Raw genomic sequence first — 21591 nt, forward strand, 5'->3', positions numbered from 1 at the left:
ACATCCACATCCAACACTGACTGAAACACTTCTTGGTGCTTTTGAAGGTAAGTGGGCTATACATATTTGAATAAAGCGGTGATTCTATGGTTGAAGAAATTAAAAAAATTTATTTTGATGCAAAAGAACTTGTTGAAAATCGTTGGAATGAATTTTTAAAATTAAAAAACAGTAATGATGAGCTCTTATTATTTTCTGAGTTATCCTTTTGCGTTTTGACTGCAAACTGGTCTGCTTCCGGTGGTATTAAAGCCCAAAAAGAAATTGGAGATGGATTCTATACCCTTTCACTCTCTGATCTTGAAAAAGCCTTAAAAAAAGTCGGGCATCGTTTTCCTAAAGCTCGCGCAAAATATATATATGAAAATAGGTGGATTGTAGGAAAGTTAATCGATCTTATTAAGAGCTATGATGTATATACCATAAGGGAATATCTTGTAAAAAATATAAAAGGTATTGGATGGAAAGAAGCTTCACACTTTTTAAGAAATATAGGTTTTTGTGAAGTTGCTATTTTAGATAAGCATATTTTAAGAATTCTGCATAAATATAAATATATTCATGAAATTCCAAAATCATGGAGTAAAAAAAGATACCTTGAAATTGAGAAAATTTTTAATGAAATTTCAAATGAATTTGGTGAATGTCCTGGAAAATTTGATTTATATGTTTGGTATTATATTAAAGGGAAAGTCGAAAAATAGGGGTGATTATTCTGACATTTTCTAAAAAATTATACGACGAAGCTCTTAAATATATTAACAATGAAACACTTAAAGATTACATAATAGGTCTTGGTCTCTCAGCAGCTTTATTAAGTGATGGAAGATGCGGTGTAAGCTATACATTACGTGAAGATACTCTCGGAAAATGTGAGGAGTTTTTCAAATGTACTGGTGATTTTGGAAATCCAGTAAGCAAGATAAATCCAGGAATGAGAGTAAAAGAGGTTCTAAATATTGGTCTATTTTCTCCTGATCCTTTAATAAGATCTGTTGCTTATGCAACATTAAATGCCGTATTTTCAACTAATGAAATTAAAAGTATGTATTCTCTAGGTGATTTAAGTCAATATATTAATGTTAATCTTGATGATACAGTAGGTTTTATAGGTCGAATTGATCCTTTAATAAGCCTATGGAAGCCTAAAGCTTGGGATATATTAATATTCGATAGAAATAGAAAAGGTAGTGATGAAATTTTACCTGATTGGGCTATAGTTGATCTACTTCCCAAATGTTCAGTTGTTGTTATCTCAGGTTCTGCAATTGTAAATGGCTCTATAGATTGGATACTAAATTATGTAAAAACTGATAAGGTTGCAATTGTTGGGCCTTCTACTACTTTAGTTCCCGATGTTTTTCCAGTTAAATTACTTGCAGGAATTAATGTTTTAAATTCAGATAAGTTATTCAAACTTATATCACATGGAGCTGGAACTAAAAAAATCATTGCTGAAAAAGCAGTTGAAAAAGTTGTATTAATTCAATAATAATTGTTTTTCATAAAAGTTGTTTCATAAAATATCACTACAAAACCCCATCCAATATAAATAGGATGGGGCTTTTTTTAGAATTTCTATAACTCATTCAGATTATTTCTATTAATTTTAATTAGTTATTTAATTTTGGCAATGGTTGCACTGGTCCAAAACTTTGGAAAGGCCAAATTCTCAATATAGGTCTTCCAATCACTGCTTCTTTTGGAACAAAACCAAAATATCTGCTGTCTAAACTTTCTTTTGAATTGTCGCCCATGAAAAAGTAAAAACCTTCTGGAATTTTAATATAAACCTGTCCATTTTCAGTCCATACATAATCATCAAAATCAATATTCTTTGGCTTTAAATATTCATCTACATATTCATGATATGGTATTCCATATGGGACAGGATCTATCCCACCAATTATACTGAATATAGTATTTGCAAGCTCTGCTCCATTTTTAAGTGCGATATTATATAAAAAATTTCTATATTCAGTTTTATTATCTCTTAACCTACTTGCTTGATCTAAATATTTCCACAAATTAGGATATTTGAAAATACCATCAGGTTGATAATTAACATTCTTTAAGTTTTCTGGAACTTTGCCGTTAACAAATAATTTCCAGTTACCATCTACATTCTTTAAAGTAATTATGTCTCCTTCTTTAGCAACTAATCTTTTTACATATTTTACATGCCCCTTAAATTTTGATGGAGCAAATAAATCCATAAACTTGTCAAATGTTCTTAACATTTGCTCTGCTCTTTCATCCCTAAATGGAGTCCAAAATACCACGATTTCACCAATTTCTGGCTCACGTGCTTGATATGTAATTTTTTCAATAAAAAGGCGGTCCCCAATATTAATCGTTGGGATCATAGATCCTGTGGGGACCAACATAGTTTCAAAAACAAATAATCTAATAATGGTTGCCGCAACAATTGCATACAAAAGTGTAATCACAATTTCTTTGGCAATTTCTTTAGGAGATTTTTTCATTGTTAATTACCTTCTCTCCTTAATTTTCACCTTTCCGCGTACTTCTCTTAAATAGTACAATTTTGCTCTTCTTACCTTCCCTCTTCTAACAACTTCAATCTTTTCAATTATTGGAGCATACAATGGGAAAATTCTTTCTACACCAATACCATTTGCACCAATTCTTCTAACTGTAAAAGTTTTGCTAATGCCAGAACCTCTCATAGAAATTACAATTCCTTCAAATGCTTGTGTTCTTTCTTTGTTTCCTTCTTTAAATCTAACATAAACTTTTACTGTATCACCAGGTCTAAATTCTGGAACATCCTTAATCTGATCTTTTTCAATAATTCTAACAAGGTTATCCATACTCATGTTAATCCCTCCCTTTATACTATACATTTTCTCCAATTAATCTATCAAGAATAATAGCAACTGCTGCTCTAACAGATAAATGGTTAAAATCACTTTTTGCTCTTACTGGTTCTAATGCATAATCGCATTTGGACAATATCTCATTGGGCATTCCCCAACCTGTTCCAAACAATATTAAAATAGGTTTTTCTGATTCAAGTACCATTTTTCTTCCCGCTTCAAAACTTATCGTATTTTCTCGCATTTTAGCAGAAGTAAACATTATAATAGGTTTTTGCCCTTCTATTCTTTCAATATCTTCTACTACATCTTCAAAATAAGCTTTCAATTCAACTAATGAAAGTGCTTCAGAACGATTTGGATTATACTCTTTTCCAAATCCTTCTCTCCAATATTCTAAAACCTTTTTTACAATATCTTGCTGTGCAGGCAGATTATTAACTAAATAATACTTTTTAATTTTATATGTCCTACTTGTTCGTGCAATATCATGTATATCTAAATTCGTTACTGCTGTTGAAATAATTTTACCATCTCTGCCTAATATAGGATAATGAATTAAAGCAATATACAACTTACTTAACACTATTAATCAACTCCCTAAAAAGTTCAAGCAATGCCCTTTTATCAACTTCATCAAATTCTTTCTTTAAAAATAAATCTGGTCTTCTTTGCATAGTCTTTTTTAAAGACATCTTCCTTCTCCAAAGCTCAATTTTCTCATGGTTGCCTTCCAATAATACTTCTGGAACTTTTCTGCCATTAAATTCTCTTGGACGCGTATAATGAGGATGATCTAATAAACCAGTATTAAAAGACTCTTCTATTACTGATTCATCAGAAATTACCCCTGGAACAAACCTCGAAATTGCATCAATCATTACCATAGCTGGAAGTTCTCCACCAGTTAAAACATAATCTCCAATTGATATTTCATCATCGACTAACTCCATTACTCTTTCATCAATTCCTTCGTATCTACCACAAATTATTAATAAATTCTCTTTCAAACTTAACTCTTTGACAAGATCATTATTGAAAGTCCTTCCTTGTGGACTAGTTAAAATTGTATGAGGCTTTCCAAAAGCTTGAACATAAAAGTCGTAAAACCTAAAGAATGGCTCTGGCTTCATAACCATTCCTGGACCGCCGCCAAAAGGATAATCATCCACAGTTCTGTGCTTATCACTTGTAAAATCTCTCAAATTAAAAATGTTAATCTCTATTTTATTCTCTTGAACAGCTCGTGAAATAACTCCATATTTTTTTATTACTTCAACCATTTCTGGAAAAATTGTCAAAACACTAATTTTCAATCCAACCACTCCGGTACTTTAACAACAATTTTTTTATTTTCTTTGTCTAAAGTTATAATATAATCATAAATTACAGGTATCAAAATTTCATCTTCTTTATTTTTATTTACTACTATTACATCATTACTACCTGTTTGTATGACTTCATCAACAACACCTAAAACTTTTCCCGATTCATCAATAACTTGACTTCCAACTATTTCAAAGAAATAATACTCATCTTTCGATAAATTTGGCAGTTCATCTTTATTGATATATACTTTAGAGCCTACAAATTTTCTAGCATTTTCAACATTTTCGACACCATTTAATTTAATGATGTAGTAACCATCAGCCAATCTTAAATTTTCTACAGTTGCAACCATAAATTGTTTTGTTTTTTCATTATAAAGAAAAATCTCTTCCAAAGACTCAATAATTTCTGGAAAATTAGTGAATGGATGCAATTTTAACTCTCCTTTGAGCCCATGTGTTTTTCCTAAAATTGCAACTGCAACCTTTCCGCTTAAAAGCTCTCGGAGAGTATTTATCATCTTACCACCTTCAAAATAAAGTTGTTTTCATCCGTTATAGAGGATAACAAAATTTTTATTGACTTTATTGTTCTTCCATCTTTTCCAATAACCTGACCAACATCCTCAGGATTAACGGATATTTCAAACACCTTTTTTCCACTTTCTTCAAACTCCAATACGACAACCTCATCGGGATTTTTTACAATCCCCTTGAGCATATACTCAAGGAGTTCTTTCATTTATTTTCCTCCTTCTTTGTTCTCTTAAGCTCATCAACCTTTTTAAACACTCCTGCTTTTCTCAATAAATTCCTTACAGTATCACTTGGCTGTGCACCTTTCATAATCCATTCTACAGCCTTATCAACATCAACATTCAAAATATATGGATCCTTGATTGGATCATAGTAACCTAAACTTTCAATGTATGCACCATCTCTTCTTTTTCTTTGATCAACAACAACAATTCTGTAAAATGGTTGCTTTTTCTTTCCCATACGAGTTAATCTTATCCTTACCACTCTAAACACCTCCATCAAATTTTTTAAATTTTAAATCCTTTTAGATTGAATGGTAATTTTCCTTTTTTAAATATTTTCATCATTTTTTTCATTTCCTCATAGTTTTTAAGAAGTTTATTTACCTCTTGAACACTTGTACCGCTACCTTTTGCTATTCTTTTTTTTCTGCTCGCATTTAAAATTTTTGGATTTCTTCTTTCTTCAGGTGTCATTGAATTAATTATTGCTTCAATCACTTTCAATTCTTTTTCACTCTGATTTATATCCACTTTCGGACTACCTGGCAACATCTCTACAATTTTTGATAATGAACCTAACTTTTTTATCTCTTTTAATTGCTCTTGAAAATCTTCAAGTGTAAATTCTGCATTAAGCATCTTTTTGCCTAGTTTTTGCATTTTATCTTTATCAAGTTCTTGCTCAGCTTTCTCAATTAAACTTAAAACATCTCCAAGACCTAAAATTCTACTAGCAATTCTTTCCGGGTGAAACTCTTCTAAGTCTTCTATCTTTTCTCCAACTCCTATAAATTTTATTGGTTTATTAGTAATATACCTTATCGAAAGTATTACACCACCTCTTGCATCTCCATCCATCTTTGTAACTACATACCCTGTAACATCCAATCGCTCATTAAAAATCTTTGCCGAATTTACAGCATCTTGCCCAGCCATGGCATCGACAACCATCAATATTTCATCTGGATTAAGAATGTCCTTTATTTCTTCCAATTCATTCATCATTTCATCATCAACATGCAAACGCCCCGCAGTATCAAAAATTACAACATTGTATCCACTGTCTTTAACTTCTTTTATAGCCTCACGAACTATTTTAACTGGATCTTTTCGATCACCATAAAACACTGGAACATCAATTTTCTTACCTAACGTTATTAATTGGTCTATAGCAGCAGGTCTATATGTATCAGCAGCAACCAAAAATGTTTTTTTTCCTTTTTTCTTAAGCAAATTTGCAAGTTTTGCTGCCGATGTAGTTTTACCACTTCCCTGAAGTCCAACCATCATAATGTAAGAGGGTGAATGCACAAGACTTAATTGAGATTTTTCCCCCATAACTCTAATTAATTCATCTCTTAAAATTTTTATAAACATCTGATCCGGAGTTAAGGACTTTAATACTTCCTCACCAGTAGCTTTTTCAGTTACTTCTGCAATAAATTCCTTTACCACCTTGTAGTTTACATCAGCTTCTAGCAATGACAGCTTTACCATTTTTATTGCTTCTTTTATATTTTTTTCAGTGATTTTTCCTTTTCCCGAAAGCGTCTTAAAAGCTTTAGAAAGTTTTTCTTGCAAACCTTCAAACAACTTCAATCACCTTCCTTCACCTTCATTAGTATATAATACTTTTTTACTAATTCAATTAAATTTTTGTAGCCGATTGAAAAATTATTCAAAATTATACGTAACAATAATGTTAAGTAAAAGTTGTCGCTTAACTTAACTGATAGTTTTTAGTTAACTTTATAGTAACATATTATAGAGGATATTTTATTGATGTACTTTATAAGATATAGTATAATAGAAATATCCCAAGGGGAGCTCCATAAATCCGGGGCTGAGAGGAAGGTGGAAACCTTCGACCCTTAGAACCTGAACCGGGTAATACCGGCGGAGGGATGGGATGCAAAATCCCTCCGATCAAGGAGGGAATTTTTTTTTAAAAGGAGGGGTTATATGAAAAAAGTACTTATTTATTTAATATTAACTATCTCAGTAATTTTATTTTCAGCAGAAAAACTTGTCGTTTATACATATGACAGTTTTGTATCTGGCATTGGTAAAGAAATTGTTCCAATATTTGAAAAAATGTATGGTTGTAAAGTAGAACTTTTATCTTTTGGCGATGCTGGAACTGTGCTTTCAAGACTTATGCTTGAAAAAAACAATCCTAAAGCTGATGTAATAGTTGGGCTTGATCAAGCATTATTAATTAGAGCCATTGAAAATGATCTAGTTCAAAAGTTTAAACCTGAAAATTTATCCTTGCTAAAATATCCAGAATTGTATAATGAATACGGTACTCCATATGATTTTGGTGCAATTGCTATTGTTTATAACAAAGAAAAAATTAAAAATCCACCAAAAAGCTTTAACGATCTTTTAAAAGATGAATTTAGAGGAAAAATCGTTGTTGAAGATCCTAGGACTTCAAGCACTGGTCTTAGTTTTCTTCTATGGACTATTGCTGCATTTAATGAAAAATATCTAGATTTTTGGTCAAAATTTAAAGACAATTTATTGACAATAACCCCCGGATGGGACGAAGCATTTGAAATGTTAGAATCAGGTGAAGCTGATATTATGGTTAGCTATGCAACCGATGGTGCATACAGTTATTATTACTATGGTAACGTTAAATACGTTCCAGTAATTTTAGATGAAGGAGCATTTGTTCAAGTAGAATATGCGTCACTCGTAAAAAATGCCAAAAATGAAGAACTTGCAAAAAAATTCATAGAATTTCTACTTTCAGATGATTTTCAAGAAAAAGTCCCTTTAAATCAATGGATGCTTCCTGTTACAAATGTAAAGTTACCTGAAGCTTTTAAATATGTTCCTGAAATAAAAAAAGTTCTTGAAATAAAAGAAGATATTTATATGAATCAAGAAAGGATTTTAAAAGAATGGACAAAAGAAGTAATTGGTGGTTAATTCCAATTACGTTTATAATGGGAGGAGTTATCCTCCCATTTACTTTTTTATTTATAAAGATAGGTGGTATAAATATAGACTCAATTTCGGATAATTTTAATATTATCAAATTCACTATTTACCAAGCTTTTATCTCATCTATATTAGCAACCGTTATAGGCCTTCCTGGAGCATATATCGTCGCTAGAACAAAAATGAATAAGTATTTAAAATCCACTTTTAGAATACTGTCAGCCATTCCTTTTATTTTACCGGGAGTAACAATGAGCATAGGTTTTTTAATGACATTTGGAAATAATGGAATAATAACAAATTTTCTTAAGCTCTTTGGGTTTAACCAACGATTACTTTATACTTTTTCTGCTATAATAATAGGTCATGTTTTTTACAATTTTCCGCTTTTTATCCGTATAGTTGGCGAAACTTGGGAAAAAATAGATTCCAGTATTATAGAATCTGCGAAACTAGATGGTGCAAATAATTTATTAATCTTTTTTAAAATTGAAATTCCATTAATTCTTTCATCTATTTTAAAGGCATTTCTCTTGACATATGTATATACATTTACGAGCTTTTCAGTTGTACTAATATTAGGTGGTATAAAATATTCCACTATTGAAGTTGCTATTTATATGTATACAAAAATCTTGTTTGATTTTAAAAGTGCGCTAACTTTATCAATTGTGCAAATAATATTAATATCGCTCATTTCATATATTTTATCATTTGAAAGACATACATTCTTATCAGGAAAAGCTCTGAAAGAAAAATTCCCAATTTGGGGTTATCTTTATCTATTAATAACAACTATATTTATATTTATTCCTCTTATTTACTCACTCCTTTCTGGTTTTATTAAATATGGTGGGGGATTTGGGATTGAAAATTTTAAGTTATTATTTTCAATAGATCTTAAACGCTATATTGGAACTAGTTTTCAATCGATGATTATTTTTACTCTAATGTTTTCAATATCTGCATCTCTACTTACAATTTTAATATCAATGATAGCTTCTTTTTATAACATAAGAAAAAAATTTAAGCTTGAATACATAATGTTAATACCTGCAGCAATTTCACCTGTAACACTTGCTTTTTCATATATTGCCATAGGAATAAGTCAATTTGTTGCCATACCAATAATTTACACACTCATAAGTCTTCCTATTGTCTTCGGAATTATTTCCAGTGGTTGGAAAACATTAGATGAGTTTTCAGAAGAAGCAGCGTTAATTGATGGAGCTAATTCATTTGTTTTAAATTTCAAAATTAGAATTCCTCAAATGAAATATCATATACTTACCGCTTTTGTTTATGCATTTACTCTCTCTTTAGGAGAAATGTCTGCAACCATTACCTTATCTACCCCTCCGGTTTCTACCTTCTCCATTTCAATATATAGACTTCTTAGTTCAAGGAAAATCCCTCAAGCAAGAGCACTTAACTCTATTTATTCTATAATAGTGTTAATTTTGTTTTTAATTATTGAAATTTTGAGAAACAAAAACAAAAATGACTAAATTTCAATATTGAATAATCTCTTTGCTATAATCCCTATAATAAATGATACAATCATTACACCAAAACTAATTAAAAACATTTCTAAAAAATATTGTTTAAATGTTTTTTCTTGAACAACAGAAACAAAATATGAAAACAATAATATAACAACTATTGCATTTATAATTAAAAAAGATAAAGAAATCATTGGTTTGGAAAAAACAAGATAAGGTATTACAAGAAATATAACCGTTAAAATATAAGCAATTCCAGTATATATAGCTGCTTTTAATGGATTTTGAGAATTCTTATCTGCTTTTTGAGATAAATATTCAGAAGCAGACATTGAAAGTGATGCTGCAATTCCTGTAATTATTCCAGATAATGCCACCATTCTTGAATTTTGAAAAGCAAAAGTCAATCCAGCAAGCGTTCCCGTAAGTTCAACAAGTGCATCATTCAATCCCAATACCATTGAGCTTATATAATTTATCTTTTCTTCATCAATTAGTGATAAAAGCTCTTTTTCATGAACATTCTCATCGTTAATTATTTTATTTATTTCTGGTACTTTTCCAACAAACTCTTTATACTTTTTTTGTGCTGATTCTTCACCTTTTTCCATTGCATTTAATGCAAAAGTTAAGCCAAATAAAAATGACAAAAATGTATACCACCATACTTTAAAAATATTTGGTCTTAATTCTTTATTTGTGTATTTTTTAAAATAATAATAATGCTTTAATTCATCATCTGATATTTTTATTAAAATGTTTTTATTTCTCTTATTTTTAGAAAAACTTGCAAGTTTTTTATAAACATAATATTCAGTAATCTCATTTTTCTGAAACTGAATTAAGTACTTTTCTTTATACATTTAAACACCTCCTAATATTTATTTTAGCATAAAAATGCCGAGCTAAATAGCTCGGCAACAATATTATTTTATATAATTTATATACTTTTAACTTTCCAAATATCTCTAGCATACTCTCTTATAGTTCTATCACTAGAAAACATACCTACCCGTGCAACATTCAAAAGCGCTTTTTTATTCCATCTATACTTATCTCTGTATATAAAATCTATCTCTTTATGTCTTGTTTTATAACTATCAAAATCAGCAAGTAGCATATATTCATCTGCTTGTGCTCCATTTAAACCGAATAAAAGTGATTGGAAAATATCTTTAAAGAGATCCGGATCTTTTTTATTAAAATAACCGTTATTAATAGCATCTAAAATCTTTCTAATATTTTCATTTCTTAAATATATTTCATATGGATTATATAATCTGCTTTCCTTGAGTTTAGCTACTTGTTCTGCAGTCAATCCAAAAATGAATATATTTTCATCACCAACACACTCTTTTATTTCTATATTTGCACCATCAAGAGTTCCAATTGTTAGTGCTCCATTCAATGCAAACTTCATATTTCCTGTTCCAGAAGCTTCTTTACCAGCAGTCGAAATTTGTTCACTAACATTTGCGGCTGGAATTATTATTTCAGCAAGAGAGACATTATAATTTGGTACAAAGATTACCTTTATCTTACCTGCAATTTCTTTATCATTATTTATTACATCTGCTACACTATTAATTAATTTTATAATTAATTTTGCCATTCTATATCCTGGAGCTGCTTTTGCACCAAAAATAAATGTGCGTGGGTATATATCTTGCCCAGGATTTTCTTTTAATGTTTGATATAAATAAATTATGTGCATTACATTCAACAATTGTCTTTTGTATTCATGAAGTCTTTTAACTTGAACATCAAAAATAGAATCAGGATTCACATCGATATTCAATTCTTTCTTAATATAATTTGATAATCTAATTTTATTATTTTGTTTTACTTTATAAAATTCATTTAAAAAAACTTTATCGTCTGCATATTTCTCCAAATTTTTAAGATGATCTAAATTAACAATCCATTCATCACCAATCGTATCAGTAATCAACTTCGAAAGTTCAGGATTGCTTTGTAATAACCATCGCCTTTGAGTAATACCATTTGTCTTATTATTAAACTTTTCTGGCCATATATCATAAAAATCTTTAAATACACGTTCTTTTAATATTTCAGTATGAAGTTTTGAAACACCATTTACTGAAAATGATCCAACTACAGACAAATTAGCCATTCTCGCTTGTTTAACATGACCTTCTTCAAAAATTGAAACATTTCTAATCTTCTCAACATTTCCAGGATAATACTTTGAAACATTATCTAAAAACCTTGCATTAATTTCATACATAATTTCTAAATGTCTTGGTAGCAATCTTTCTAAAAGATGAACTTCCCATTTTTCCAATGCTTCAGGCATAACAGTATGATTGGTATATGCAAAAGTTTTTGTTGTTATTTCCCAAGCTTTCTCCCAGGGTAAGAATTCTTCATCTACAAGTATTCTCATCAACTCTGGAATTGCCAATGCTGGGTGGGTATCATTAAGCTGGATTACATTCTTTTCAGGGAAAATGTCAAAATTATTACCAAACTGAGCTTTAAATCTTCTAATGATATCTTGGATTGAAGCTGAAACAAAGAAATATTCTTGTTTTAACCTTAACTCTCTTCCTGCATAAAATGCATCATTAGGATACAACACTTTTGAAATTGCACCAGCTATTGCTTGAGACTCAACAGCTTTTACGTAATTTCCTTTTTGGAAATTATCAAAATCAAACTCAGTAATTGGCTTAGCAGACCATAATCTTAATGTATTTGCAACGTCATTACCATATCCAACAACAGGAGTATCATACGGAAGAGCTATTACATCATATGTATCTACCCATCTAAATCGAGTATTTCCTTCTTTATCATTATAACTTTCAGTCCTACCAAAAAATTTTACTTTAACTGCTCTATCTTTTCTCTCTATCTCCCATGGATTTCCGTTTTTTAGCCAGTCATCAGGAACCTCGACTTGAAATCCATCCTTTATTAGTTGCTTAAATATACCATATTCATATCTAATACCATATCCGTATCCCGGATATGATAAAGTAGCAATTGAATCTAAAAAGCAAGCAGCTAATCTTCCAAGCCCACCATTTCCAAGACCTGCATCTGGCTCAATCTCAGAAAGCTCATCTAAGCTAAGTCCAATTTCATCCATTGCTTTTTTTATTTCTTTATCAATTTTCAAATTTAATATATTATTGTATAAAAGACGGCCCATAAGAAATTCAATAGATAAATAATATACCCTTTTAACATCATTCGATTCATAGTATTTTTTCTGAGTTTTTAACCACCTTTCCAAAACCCTATCTTTGACTACCAAAGATAATGCATAAAACTTATCCCACATCGTTGCATTTTTAAAATCTTTCCCTAGAGTTAAATTAAGATGATCAATAAAATTTTCTTTTAAATCCTTTACCTTTTTTGAAGTCCTATATTTCTCATCTTTTAATTTTTTTGAAACGTCCATCATATATACCTCCATTCGGAATCGTTTCCAATATATTTTTACTAAAAACCAATACAATTTTATAATTATTATCACAAAATGTCAAGAAAAAAGAAGATTCTAATTATAATTTTCAAATAAAACAAAAAAACCGGCTAAAAAGCCGGTTTATTAAAAAAATTAGTATCCGAATGAAAAGATCCCTGTAGCTCCTTTATAATAATAGAAGAAAGCAACATAATCTCCTTTTTTAACATTTTTTATTGTATTATTCCAGTCATTTATATTTTCAATCTTGTATGTTTTACCACTTATAGCCATTTTGTAAATCACATATCCTTCTTTTATAAAACCATTTTTACTTTTCACTACAATTACACCATTTACTTCCTCAGGTATCTGATACTTTTCTCTATCTGCATTGTCAATATCTTTTACAATAATTCCTGCAAATTCCTGAGCTTCTACCTCTTCTTCAAAGCTTTCCTCAGCTCTACCTAAAATAACTTCAATCTCTATTTCTTTACCTTTTCTATCTATTTTTATTTTTATTTTTGAACCTGGAGTATAATTGTGAATAATAGATGCAAGTTCACCTGCAGAAGACACTGACATATTCTCAACTTCTAGTATAACGTCTCCCTCTTTCAAACCTGCTTTTTCTGCCGGAGAATTCTTAACGACTTGTGCTATGTAAACTCCTTTACTAACTTTTAATCCTAAAGCTTTCTTTAAATCATCCGTCACTGTTTGCATGTATACTCCAAGATAAGCTTTTTCAACTTTACCTGTTTTTATAATGCTATCAATAAATCTTTTTGCAGTATTGATTGGAATTGCAAAACCTATATTCATTGCTTCAGAAGGTGCTATAATTGCAGTATTTATACCTATTACTTGACCATGAATATCTAACAATGGCCCTCCACTATTACCAGGATTAATTGCAGCATCAGTCTGAATTAAGTTTGTATAATAACCAGAATTATCCGGTTTTGGTATTTTTCTACCAACAGCTGAAACTACTCCTAAAGTTACTGTATGTTGAAACCCCAATGGATTACCTATAGCAATTGCCCATTCACCAATTTTTATTTTATCTGAGTCACCAAATTCTAGAACAGGTAAATCACTACCTTTGGGATTAATTTTTAAAACTGCTATATCTAGTTCTTTATCTCCACCAATATATTCGGCTTTATATTCTGTTCCATCCAATAAACTCACTTTAATTTCCTCAGCACCATCCACAACATGGAAATTTGTCAAAATGTAACCTTCTTTATCAAATATAAAACCCGAACCTAGACTTGTTCCTTTTTGTTGATATTGTTTTGGAATATCGCCAAACCACCTTTTAAAGAAATCTTCAATAAATGGATCAATATATGAGGTTGAATAAACTGTTGCCTCAACTTTTACAACTGCCGGTGCAGCTTCTTCAACTACCTTTGTAACTGGACTAACATAATCAGGATTTACGTATGAAAAAATTAATAATGAAACAAATCCTAAAATCAGTATAGTAGAAAATTTCTTCACAAAAATCACCTCCAGTTTCTGTAAAATTGATTTTTCAATGATTATTTACATTTTCTGGCATTTTCTGAAGTATTTGACTTTAAATATCACTATTAAGTTCTAAAATATTGTTTTCAATTTTTACATATTATGTTATAATGTAAATGTAAGGTAACAATTATTTGGAGGTGATAATTATGAAGGTTGAAATGATGGTAAAAGATAAAATTATTACAATAACTGATGAATCGCCATTGTATATTATGTTGAGAGATTTGTTTTATGGTGGAGATTGGTATAATATGAAAAAAGATTTTAATGACAAAGCATTTTTAAACGAGATCGAAAATCTAGAATTTATAGAGAAAAACATAACCATTTTGAATGACTCATTTTATTCGCCAATAATTTGGTCTGAGCTTGTTTCTTTCTTCAATGAAAAAAACATAACACCTGAACTTTTCCAACATGCGACTGTTGATGGACTTTATGAATTATCTATAGAATATGCTGATAAAGATCTACTAGGTGATGCTAAAAATATCTTAGAATTTGCTATTAAGGTTGACAAAAATTTTGCCCCGGCTTATGATTTTCTAGGAAGCATACATATTGAATTAGGAAATATTGAAGAAGGAATAAAATTTCTTAACAGGGCTGTTGAAATAGATCCTTGGCTCGTGCAATCATATTCAACATTAGGTGAAGTTTACTATAACCAAGGAGATTATGAAAAAGCTATAAGCTATTGGCTTAAAGAAATTGAATATTCTCCAAATGACATATTCACTTATTTCATGATTGCAGATGCATATACAAGAATGAAAAATTATGAAAAAGCTGCAAATATTCTAAATAAACTTTTAGAAATTGACAATAATAACATTATTGCGATGTATGAATTATCTCAAATTTACAGAGAAATGGGCAAAACTAAAGAGGCTGATATGGTTGAAAAAGAAATACTTAATGCAAAACCAATTGATCCAAATGGAATTGAAATATGGGCTAAAATAAAGATGAAATATAATAACTATGATGAAATTGTTGAAGTAATTGAACCAATGATTGATAATACAATTGATTCACTTCATCTAAAAGCATTATTAGTTGTTCCTTACATAAAATTGGGAAAAATAGAAGAGGCAAGAAAATATTATGAAGAACTCAAACAAAATGATTTTTGGTATTTGTTTGGTAAAAAGGAAATTTTTGATAAATATCTAACAAAAAAGGAGAAAGAACTTTGTGGTATTTTTTAAATTTTCTTTTAGGTATAATATTAGGTAGTTTTTTAAATGTAATTATTTATAGAAGCGTGGAGGGTATTAAAATTTATGATCCTCCACGCTCTTTTTGCCCTATGTGTAATCATCAATTAAAGTGGTATGATAATATTCCATTGTTAAGTTATCTTTTACTTAGAGGTAAATGCAGATATTGTGGTTCAAAAATTCCTTTTAGATATTTTTTTGTTGAATGTATTGTTGGAATTCTTTTCCTAATTCATAGTATTCTTTTTAATTATACAGAAGCAATATTGCTAAATATTATTGTATTTGCTATAATTCCAGCTATATTCATTGATTTTTCAATAATGATGATACCTGATTTTTCATGGATTTTAATATGGGTAGTAAGTGTTATAGACTTATTATTAAGACACGAATTATGGTTCCTTAAAACTTTTTCATTTATTACAATAATGATTGTTTTTTTAGTAATAAAAAAAATATATAAAGAAGGCCTTGGGGAAGGAGATATTTATTTGATTGCACCATTTTCATTTCTTTTAATCCCTCCTTTAAGCATTTATTTATTGCTATTTTCATCAATTTCAGCTTTAATTTATGCACTTATTAAGAAGAATAAAATTATTCCATTCGGTCCTTTTATTTCAATTTCAGGATATTTTCTATATTTTTTTATGTTAAAATATTACTGAGGTGAATAATTTGAGATTTTTCATCTTATTAATTTCTCTTCTTATAATAACTTGTATATTCTATTTATACGAGTTACACCCTATAAAGTATATTGATCTTATACCAAATAGTAGTTTCGATAAATTATTAATTTTGAGTATTATTAAAGTAGAAAGTAGTTTTAAAACTAATGCTATTTCAAATGTTGGTGCCTACGGATTAATGCAAGTACTACCTTCAACTGCCGAATGGATCAACAATAAATTTAATACAAATTACAATTTAAAAGTCCCAAAAGATAATATCTTATTAGGAATAACATATTTGGAATATCTCTACAATATTACGAAAGATTTAAAAAAAACAATTAGTTATTACAATACTGGGCCTAATGCTTCAAATGAAATTGTAAAAACAGCTGGTTCAAATTATTACAACAAAGTAATGAAAGCTTATTCTTTATATAAATTCCTATATAGGAGTGATAACTATGAGATTAGTAACAAGTAATGAAATTAAAATGTTAGACCAAAGAGCAATAAAAGATTTCGGAATAAATAGTTTAATTTTAATGGAACGAGCAGGCATTTCAACAATTGAAGTAATGTGGAATGAATTTAAAAACCTTGAAAAATATAGTTATGCTGTATTTTGTGGTCCTGGAAATAATGGCGGAGATGGTCTTGTTATAGCAAGAGAATTATTAAACTATACAGAAGCAGTTAAAGTAATATTAATTTCTGAAAAAATTACTTCAGAGGCTACAACAAATTTAAATATATTTAAAAGCCTTGGGGGAGAAGTAATTAAATTAAGGGATGATAATATACTAGAAGTTGTTGACATAATAAAAAATTCTGACATTATTATAGACGCCATTTTTGGTGTAGGACTTTCGAAAGATGTGAAAGGAATATATGCGGAAATTATTAATTTTATAAACCTATACTCAAACTATACCGTCTCTGTCGACATTCCTTCGGGTATTTCAGCTGATACAGGTAAAATCTTAGGCACTGCAATTAGAAGTGATCTAACAGTAACTTTTGAATTCCCAAAAATTGGCCATATTTTATTTCCAGGAAGGGAGTTTTCTGGAAAACTTAAAGTTGTCAAAATAGGTATTCCAAAAGTACTTCAAGATTTGAACCCATGTGACAAAATCTTACTTACTAAAGATTATTTTAATATACCAAAAAGATTTAAAGAAAGTAATAAAGGAACATATGGAAAAGTTGTTATTATTGGTGGTTCAAAAGATTATATTGGCGCACCTGTTCTTAGCTCAATAGCAGCTATTAGATCAGGCGCTGGAAAAGTTATACTTTTCTCTACAGAAAAATCAACTACTGTTGCTTTAAATCACGAACTTGGAATAATACCGATAACAATTAGTAAAGATTATTTTGACAAATCTCATATTAACTTAATTCTTCCATATATTGATGAAAAAACTTCGGTTGTAATAGGTCCTGGTATAGGTAGAAATCCTTTAACGGAGGAATTTACTGTAGAATTATTAAAAAATATAAATTCTCCTGCTGTTATTGATGCAGATGCAATATCTTTATTAAGAAACCACAAAAATATACTTTCTGAGAAAAAGAATATAATTATTACTCCACACCCTGGTGAATTATCAAAATTTTTAGGACTTGATATAGATTCCGTAAAATACAATTATAAGCTTGTCAAAGAAACTGCTGAAAAATATAATCTTTTGCTAGTTTTAAAAGATGTTACAACCATTATTTCTGATGGAGAAAAAATATTTTTCAATGTAACGGGAAACACCTCACTTTCAAAAGGTGGAAGTGGCGATATACTAAGTGGGCTAATTGGGGGTTTTTTGGCGCAAAGCGGTAATGTTTTGGAAAGCAGCTTAGCAGCAGTTTATATTCTTGGGATTGCTTCTGAGCTTTATGAATACGAAGGTTACAACCTAATAACTGAAATTTTAAATAATATTCCAAAGGCCATAGCGGAGGTGAAAGAATGAATTATAACTTAATAAAATTTGTAAGGAAACTACTTAAAGATAGGCAATTTGAACTTGCTAAAAATATAATTGATATTATCGAAGCTGAATATCCTTTCTTAAAATTTGAATACAATCTATTTATTAAAAATTTTGAGGAAGCACTAGAAATTTTTAAAAATCTTTCTCATTCAGATTTACAATCACTTTATAATATTGAAAATCTTGAAAATCTAAATTTAGGAGAATTGTTAAACAAAATTTACTCATCAATTGATGATAATATTAACTATGATGAAATAAAAAGTGAAATCCCAGAAATATCACAGCTAATAATTTTTGAACTTGAAAAAGCTACAAAAGAAAAAAATAGATCAAATGAGCAATATTTAAAAGATTTGCTTTCAAAGTTTGAAAAAAATAATTATTTTCTTAAAAAAGAAATATCTAATTCTTCCAATTTTAATATTATTTTTATGAGCCTTCTGGTTGTAACATTAATTTTTACAATCATTTCATTATTTAATCCTGTATTTTTTTCTATCAAAAATTCAATAAATAATATAGAATCAAATATTACATCAAACTATTACAATATTAAGAATGAACTCTCAAAACTAAATAATGTAGCAAATGAAGTTTTTAAGAACACTTCTTCTTTAGTTGAAAGTAGCCAAAAAATGTTAGAAAAAGATAACAGTTCAACCATTAATAATTACTTTGTAGAACTTAAAAATGAAATTGAAAAACTAAAAGCACAAATAAACTATATGTCCAGTAAAATATCGACTAGTTCTCCATTAAAAAATGAATATAGCCAGAACACCTTATTCGAAAAATTTGATCCTAATTCAAATGAAACTTTAAGATTTATGTGGTTAATAGCATATCAATACTATAAACAAAAGAACTACATTATGGCTAAAAACATCTTAGAAACTATCATTGATAAAGCGTTATCAAATAATCTTAATTATCTATATTTTATTGATGATGTTTATTACTATAGAGCTTTAATTTACTATGAAATTGGAGATTTTGAAAATTCCTATCTTTTATTTAATGATTTTATTGAAAGATTCCCAAATAGTACTTACAAAAAACATGCAGAATATTTTATAAAGATCTTAGGAGGGTTGAAATGATTTATCCTGAGTACGAGTTAAAACCTCAATTTCATGAAGAATTTCCATTACAATGGAAAAAAATATTTGATAATAATAACCCACTTCATGTTGAACTTGGATTTGGCAATGGAGAATTTGCAGCATATTATACTCAAAAACATAAAAACATAAATTATATCGGATTTGAACTTTCAATTACTTCAATGGTAAAGGCTCAAAGAAAATTAAAAAGAAACAATGTAACAAATGCAAAATTAATATTATGTGATGCAAGATTTGGATTAAGAGAATTCTTTGATAGCAATTCAATAGAAAAAGTTATTATGAACTTTCCAGTTCCTTGGTATAAAAACTCACAGGCCCACAGACGAATTATAATTCAAGATTTTTTTGAAACTTTAGCAGATGTTCTTATTGAAAATGGAGAATTTGAACTTCTAACTGATCAGGAATGGTATGCAATAGAGGCTTTTGAAAATGCTAAAAATTCAGGATATTTTGAAGTGTTTGACATTGAAAAAAATCCTAGACGTGAATTTTTAACTCGTTATGAAAAAAAATGGATAAAATCCAATAGAGATATATTCAAACTCGTAGTTAAAAAAATAAAAGGCATAAAGGTTAGTAGATTAATCGGAGGTGTTAACAAAATGCCACATGCATCTGGAAAGATAAGTGAAGAAAAAATAAAACTACTTAAAGGTAAAGTATTTAAAGAAAATAATAAAGTTTTTGTGATAAAAAATGTATATAAAGAACTAGATTCTAATTCTCATATATTTAAAGTTATTTCTTCTGACGGTGATTTTTCGCAACATTATTTCTTAGTGCTCTATCAAAAAGACAATGAAAATTGGGTAATAAAACTAGATAGTGAATCAAATCCATATAGAACTCCTGCTGTTAAATGGTCTGTAAAAAAAATTATGGAGGTGCTTCAGTGAAATTCGGAATACTTGGTGCAGGAAGCTGGGGCTGTGCATTTGCAAATTTATTAGTTGAAAGTGGTCATGATGTGCTTGTTTGGGCTAGAAGAAAAGAAGTTGTAGATGAAATAAATAATTATTCTAAGAATTCTTATTTACCCAATGTGAAACTAAATTTTAAAGCAACAAATGATTTAAATGAAATCATCGAGTTTTCAGAGTTTCTAGTTATAGCTATTCCAGTACAATTTATTAGAGACGTGATTAAAAACATTAAAGTATGGAATATTAAAGGTATTTTAAATCTTTCAAAAGGGATTGAAATAAAAACTTTGAAAAGGGTTTCAGAAATTATTGAAGAGTTCACGAATACTCCATATTCAATACTTTCGGGTCCATCTCACGCTGAAGAAGTAGCAAATAAAATACCAACGGCAGTTACGGTTTCAGGAAGTAATGCAAAACTTTTTCAGTCTTTAATTAGTAATGATTATTTTAGAGTTTATACCTCAGAAGATATAGTTGGAGTTGAAATAGCAGGCGCACTTAAAAATGTAATGGCTATTGCTGCTGGAATATTAGACGGTCTAGGTGGATGGGATAATTCCAAAGCTGCTTTAATGACAAGAGCACTTCATGAAATGATTAAATTTGGAAAAATATTTGGAGCAGATGAAAAAACGTTTTTTGGACTCCCAGGTGTTGGTGACTTAATGGTAACATGTAATAGTAGACACAGTAGAAATAGAATGTTTGGAGAATTAATAGCAAAAGGGACTACTTTAAACGAACTAATAAAAAATAACAAAATGATTGCAGAAGGAATTTACACAGTAAAAGCTGTTGTTGAAATTGCAAAGAAAAAAAACATTGAGATGCCAATTGCAAACGAAGTTTACGAAATATTATATAATAACAAAAATCCTAAATCTTCTATGGTTGAACTTATGAGGAGGCCTTTAAAAAAAGAATGGCTCATATAATTAATATAATGATTGGTTTTTTATTTTTATCAACTTTCTTTGGTCTAGAAAACTATCATATTTCAATTATTATATCCATCTTTATTTATATAATTATTAACCCAGGAAAATTTAATTTTCTAAAAGTTTTTTATAAACTTGTCATTAATATTCCAAAATCTATATATGAAACATTAATACTTCCTATCTTAAAAAAGGAAGTAATTGAGTCAGAAAAGTACACTGATGACTTTCAAATGTTAATTAAAATTTTAACAATTACCCTTACTCCTAAAACAATTGTTTTTGATCATGATAACAACTTCTTATATATTCATAAACTTGATAGGTGAGAAT

The 21591-nt window shown here is 29.1% G+C and carries 23 protein-coding genes and 1 riboswitch; of the genes, 12 read left to right on the forward strand and 11 right to left on the reverse strand.

Translation table 11 applies throughout. From position 1 onward, the window contains the following. The first annotated feature begins 86 nt into the window (after positions 1 to 86). On the forward strand, positions 87 to 704 hold the full coding sequence (locus tag OB7_RS09160; protein WP_012579320.1) for an N-glycosylase/DNA lyase: 618 nt from the start codon (positions 87 to 89) through the stop codon (positions 702 to 704). A 2-nt stretch (positions 705 to 706) separates the two neighbouring features. After that, the gene (locus OB7_RS09165; RefSeq protein ID WP_114703121.1) at positions 707 to 1492 is read left to right on the forward strand and encodes a Rossmann-like domain-containing protein; all 786 of its coding nucleotides are present in this window, start codon (positions 707 to 709) and stop codon (positions 1490 to 1492) included. A 121-nt stretch (positions 1493 to 1613) separates the two neighbouring features. Here OB7_RS09165 and lepB read toward each other — a convergent pair whose 3' ends face one another. From lepB to ffh, 8 genes are read right to left on the reverse strand one after another with little or no spacing between them, the layout of a single operon-like run. Further along, on the reverse strand, positions 1614 to 2486 hold the full coding sequence (gene lepB, locus OB7_RS09170) for a signal peptidase I (protein WP_004103388.1): 873 nt from the start codon (positions 2484 to 2486) through the stop codon (positions 1614 to 1616). A 6-nt stretch (positions 2487 to 2492) separates the two neighbouring features. Next, positions 2493 to 2840 (reverse strand): 50S ribosomal protein L19, encoded by a 348-nt coding sequence (gene rplS, locus OB7_RS09175; protein WP_012579323.1) that lies wholly within the window; start codon positions 2838 to 2840, stop codon positions 2493 to 2495. A 19-nt stretch (positions 2841 to 2859) separates the two neighbouring features. After that, the gene (locus tag OB7_RS09180) at positions 2860 to 3426 is read right to left on the reverse strand and encodes an RNA methyltransferase (RefSeq protein ID WP_114703122.1); all 567 of its coding nucleotides are present in this window, start codon (positions 3424 to 3426) and stop codon (positions 2860 to 2862) included. Next, positions 3416 to 4156: a tRNA (guanosine(37)-N1)-methyltransferase TrmD gene (trmD, locus tag OB7_RS09185; protein ID WP_114703123.1), complete on the reverse strand. Its 741-nt coding sequence runs from the start codon at positions 4154 to 4156 to the stop codon at positions 3416 to 3418. The genes OB7_RS09180 and trmD overlap by 11 nt, the downstream gene beginning before the upstream one ends. Continuing rightward, complete coding sequence (gene rimM / locus OB7_RS09190) at positions 4153 to 4689, reverse strand: ribosome maturation factor RimM (RefSeq protein ID WP_004103395.1); 537 nt, start codon at positions 4687 to 4689, stop codon at positions 4153 to 4155. Before rimM ends, trmD begins: the two co-directional genes overlap by 4 nt. Next, positions 4686 to 4910, reverse strand: coding sequence for a KH domain-containing protein (locus OB7_RS09195; protein WP_004103397.1), 225 nt, complete (start codon positions 4908 to 4910; stop codon positions 4686 to 4688). Before OB7_RS09195 ends, rimM begins: the two co-directional genes overlap by 4 nt. Further along, positions 4907 to 5191 (reverse strand): 30S ribosomal protein S16, encoded by a 285-nt coding sequence (gene rpsP, locus OB7_RS09200; protein WP_004103399.1) that lies wholly within the window; start codon positions 5189 to 5191, stop codon positions 4907 to 4909. Before rpsP ends, OB7_RS09195 begins: the two co-directional genes overlap by 4 nt. A gap of 23 nt (positions 5192 to 5214) precedes the next feature. Beyond that, positions 5215 to 6522, reverse strand: coding sequence for a signal recognition particle protein (gene ffh / locus OB7_RS09205; RefSeq protein ID WP_012579325.1), 1308 nt, complete (start codon positions 6520 to 6522; stop codon positions 5215 to 5217). A gap of 217 nt (positions 6523 to 6739) precedes the next feature. Continuing rightward, positions 6740 to 6851: riboswitch (TPP riboswitch) on the forward strand. Between the two features lie 40 nt (positions 6852 to 6891). Between ffh and OB7_RS09210 the strand changes: the two genes are divergently transcribed. Then, positions 6892 to 7869, forward strand: a complete 978-nt coding sequence (locus tag OB7_RS09210) for a thiamine ABC transporter substrate-binding protein (RefSeq protein ID WP_114703124.1) — start codon at positions 6892 to 6894, stop codon at positions 7867 to 7869. Further along, positions 7842 to 9389 carry an ABC transporter permease gene (locus OB7_RS09215; protein ID WP_114703125.1) on the forward strand — a complete coding sequence of 516 codons (1548 nt, stop codon included), beginning with the start codon at positions 7842 to 7844 and terminating at the stop codon, positions 9387 to 9389. The genes OB7_RS09210 and OB7_RS09215 overlap by 28 nt, the downstream gene beginning before the upstream one ends. Here OB7_RS09215 and OB7_RS09220 read toward each other — a convergent pair. The 3 genes from OB7_RS09220 to OB7_RS09230 all read right to left on the reverse strand — a co-directional run bounded on the left by OB7_RS09220 (position 9386) and on the right by OB7_RS09230 (position 14337). After that, positions 9386 to 10246: a VIT1/CCC1 transporter family protein gene (locus OB7_RS09220; RefSeq protein WP_114703126.1), complete on the reverse strand. Its 861-nt coding sequence runs from the start codon at positions 10244 to 10246 to the stop codon at positions 9386 to 9388. The two genes, OB7_RS09215 and OB7_RS09220, sit on opposite strands and share 4 nt — an antisense overlap. Positions 10247 to 10323: 77 nt before the next feature. Next, positions 10324 to 12816: a glycogen/starch/alpha-glucan phosphorylase gene (locus OB7_RS09225; RefSeq protein ID WP_282956785.1), complete on the reverse strand. Its 2493-nt coding sequence runs from the start codon at positions 12814 to 12816 to the stop codon at positions 10324 to 10326. Positions 12817 to 12975: 159 nt separating this feature from the next. After that, positions 12976 to 14337, reverse strand: a complete 1362-nt coding sequence (locus OB7_RS09230) for a Do family serine endopeptidase (RefSeq protein WP_114703128.1) — start codon at positions 14335 to 14337, stop codon at positions 12976 to 12978. Between the two features lie 176 nt (positions 14338 to 14513). Between OB7_RS09230 and OB7_RS09235 the strand changes: the two genes are divergently transcribed. From OB7_RS09235 to OB7_RS09270, 8 genes are read left to right on the forward strand one after another with little or no spacing between them, the layout of a single operon-like run. Further along, complete coding sequence (locus OB7_RS09235) at positions 14514 to 15578, forward strand: tetratricopeptide repeat protein (protein WP_114703129.1); 1065 nt, start codon at positions 14514 to 14516, stop codon at positions 15576 to 15578. Next, positions 15563 to 16261, forward strand: coding sequence for a prepilin peptidase (locus OB7_RS09240; protein ID WP_114703130.1), 699 nt, complete (start codon positions 15563 to 15565; stop codon positions 16259 to 16261). The genes OB7_RS09235 and OB7_RS09240 overlap by 16 nt, the downstream gene beginning before the upstream one ends. Before the next feature lies 1 nt (position 16262). Beyond that, on the forward strand, positions 16263 to 16751 hold the full coding sequence (locus tag OB7_RS09245) for a lytic transglycosylase domain-containing protein (RefSeq protein WP_249031078.1): 489 nt from the start codon (positions 16263 to 16265) through the stop codon (positions 16749 to 16751). Further along, on the forward strand, positions 16732 to 18240 hold the full coding sequence (locus OB7_RS09250; protein ID WP_114703132.1) for an NAD(P)H-hydrate dehydratase: 1509 nt from the start codon (positions 16732 to 16734) through the stop codon (positions 18238 to 18240). Before OB7_RS09245 ends, OB7_RS09250 begins: the two co-directional genes overlap by 20 nt. Continuing rightward, on the forward strand, positions 18237 to 19364 hold the full coding sequence (locus OB7_RS09255) for a tetratricopeptide repeat protein (protein WP_114703133.1): 1128 nt from the start codon (positions 18237 to 18239) through the stop codon (positions 19362 to 19364). Before OB7_RS09250 ends, OB7_RS09255 begins: the two co-directional genes overlap by 4 nt. Next, the gene (gene trmB / locus OB7_RS09260; RefSeq protein WP_004103424.1) at positions 19361 to 20290 is read left to right on the forward strand and encodes a tRNA (guanosine(46)-N7)-methyltransferase TrmB; all 930 of its coding nucleotides are present in this window, start codon (positions 19361 to 19363) and stop codon (positions 20288 to 20290) included. Before OB7_RS09255 ends, trmB begins: the two co-directional genes overlap by 4 nt. Continuing rightward, the gene (locus OB7_RS09265; RefSeq protein ID WP_004103426.1) at positions 20287 to 21255 is read left to right on the forward strand and encodes an NAD(P)H-dependent glycerol-3-phosphate dehydrogenase; all 969 of its coding nucleotides are present in this window, start codon (positions 20287 to 20289) and stop codon (positions 21253 to 21255) included. The genes trmB and OB7_RS09265 overlap by 4 nt, the downstream gene beginning before the upstream one ends. Beyond that, positions 21243 to 21587: a hypothetical protein gene (locus OB7_RS09270; RefSeq protein ID WP_004103428.1), complete on the forward strand. Its 345-nt coding sequence runs from the start codon at positions 21243 to 21245 to the stop codon at positions 21585 to 21587. Before OB7_RS09265 ends, OB7_RS09270 begins: the two co-directional genes overlap by 13 nt. Positions 21588 to 21591 lie beyond the last annotated feature (4 nt).

The sequence above is a fragment of the Thermosipho africanus Ob7 genome, assembly GCF_003351105.1.
Classification (GTDB): domain Bacteria; phylum Thermotogota; class Thermotogae; order Thermotogales; family Fervidobacteriaceae; genus Thermosipho; species Thermosipho africanus.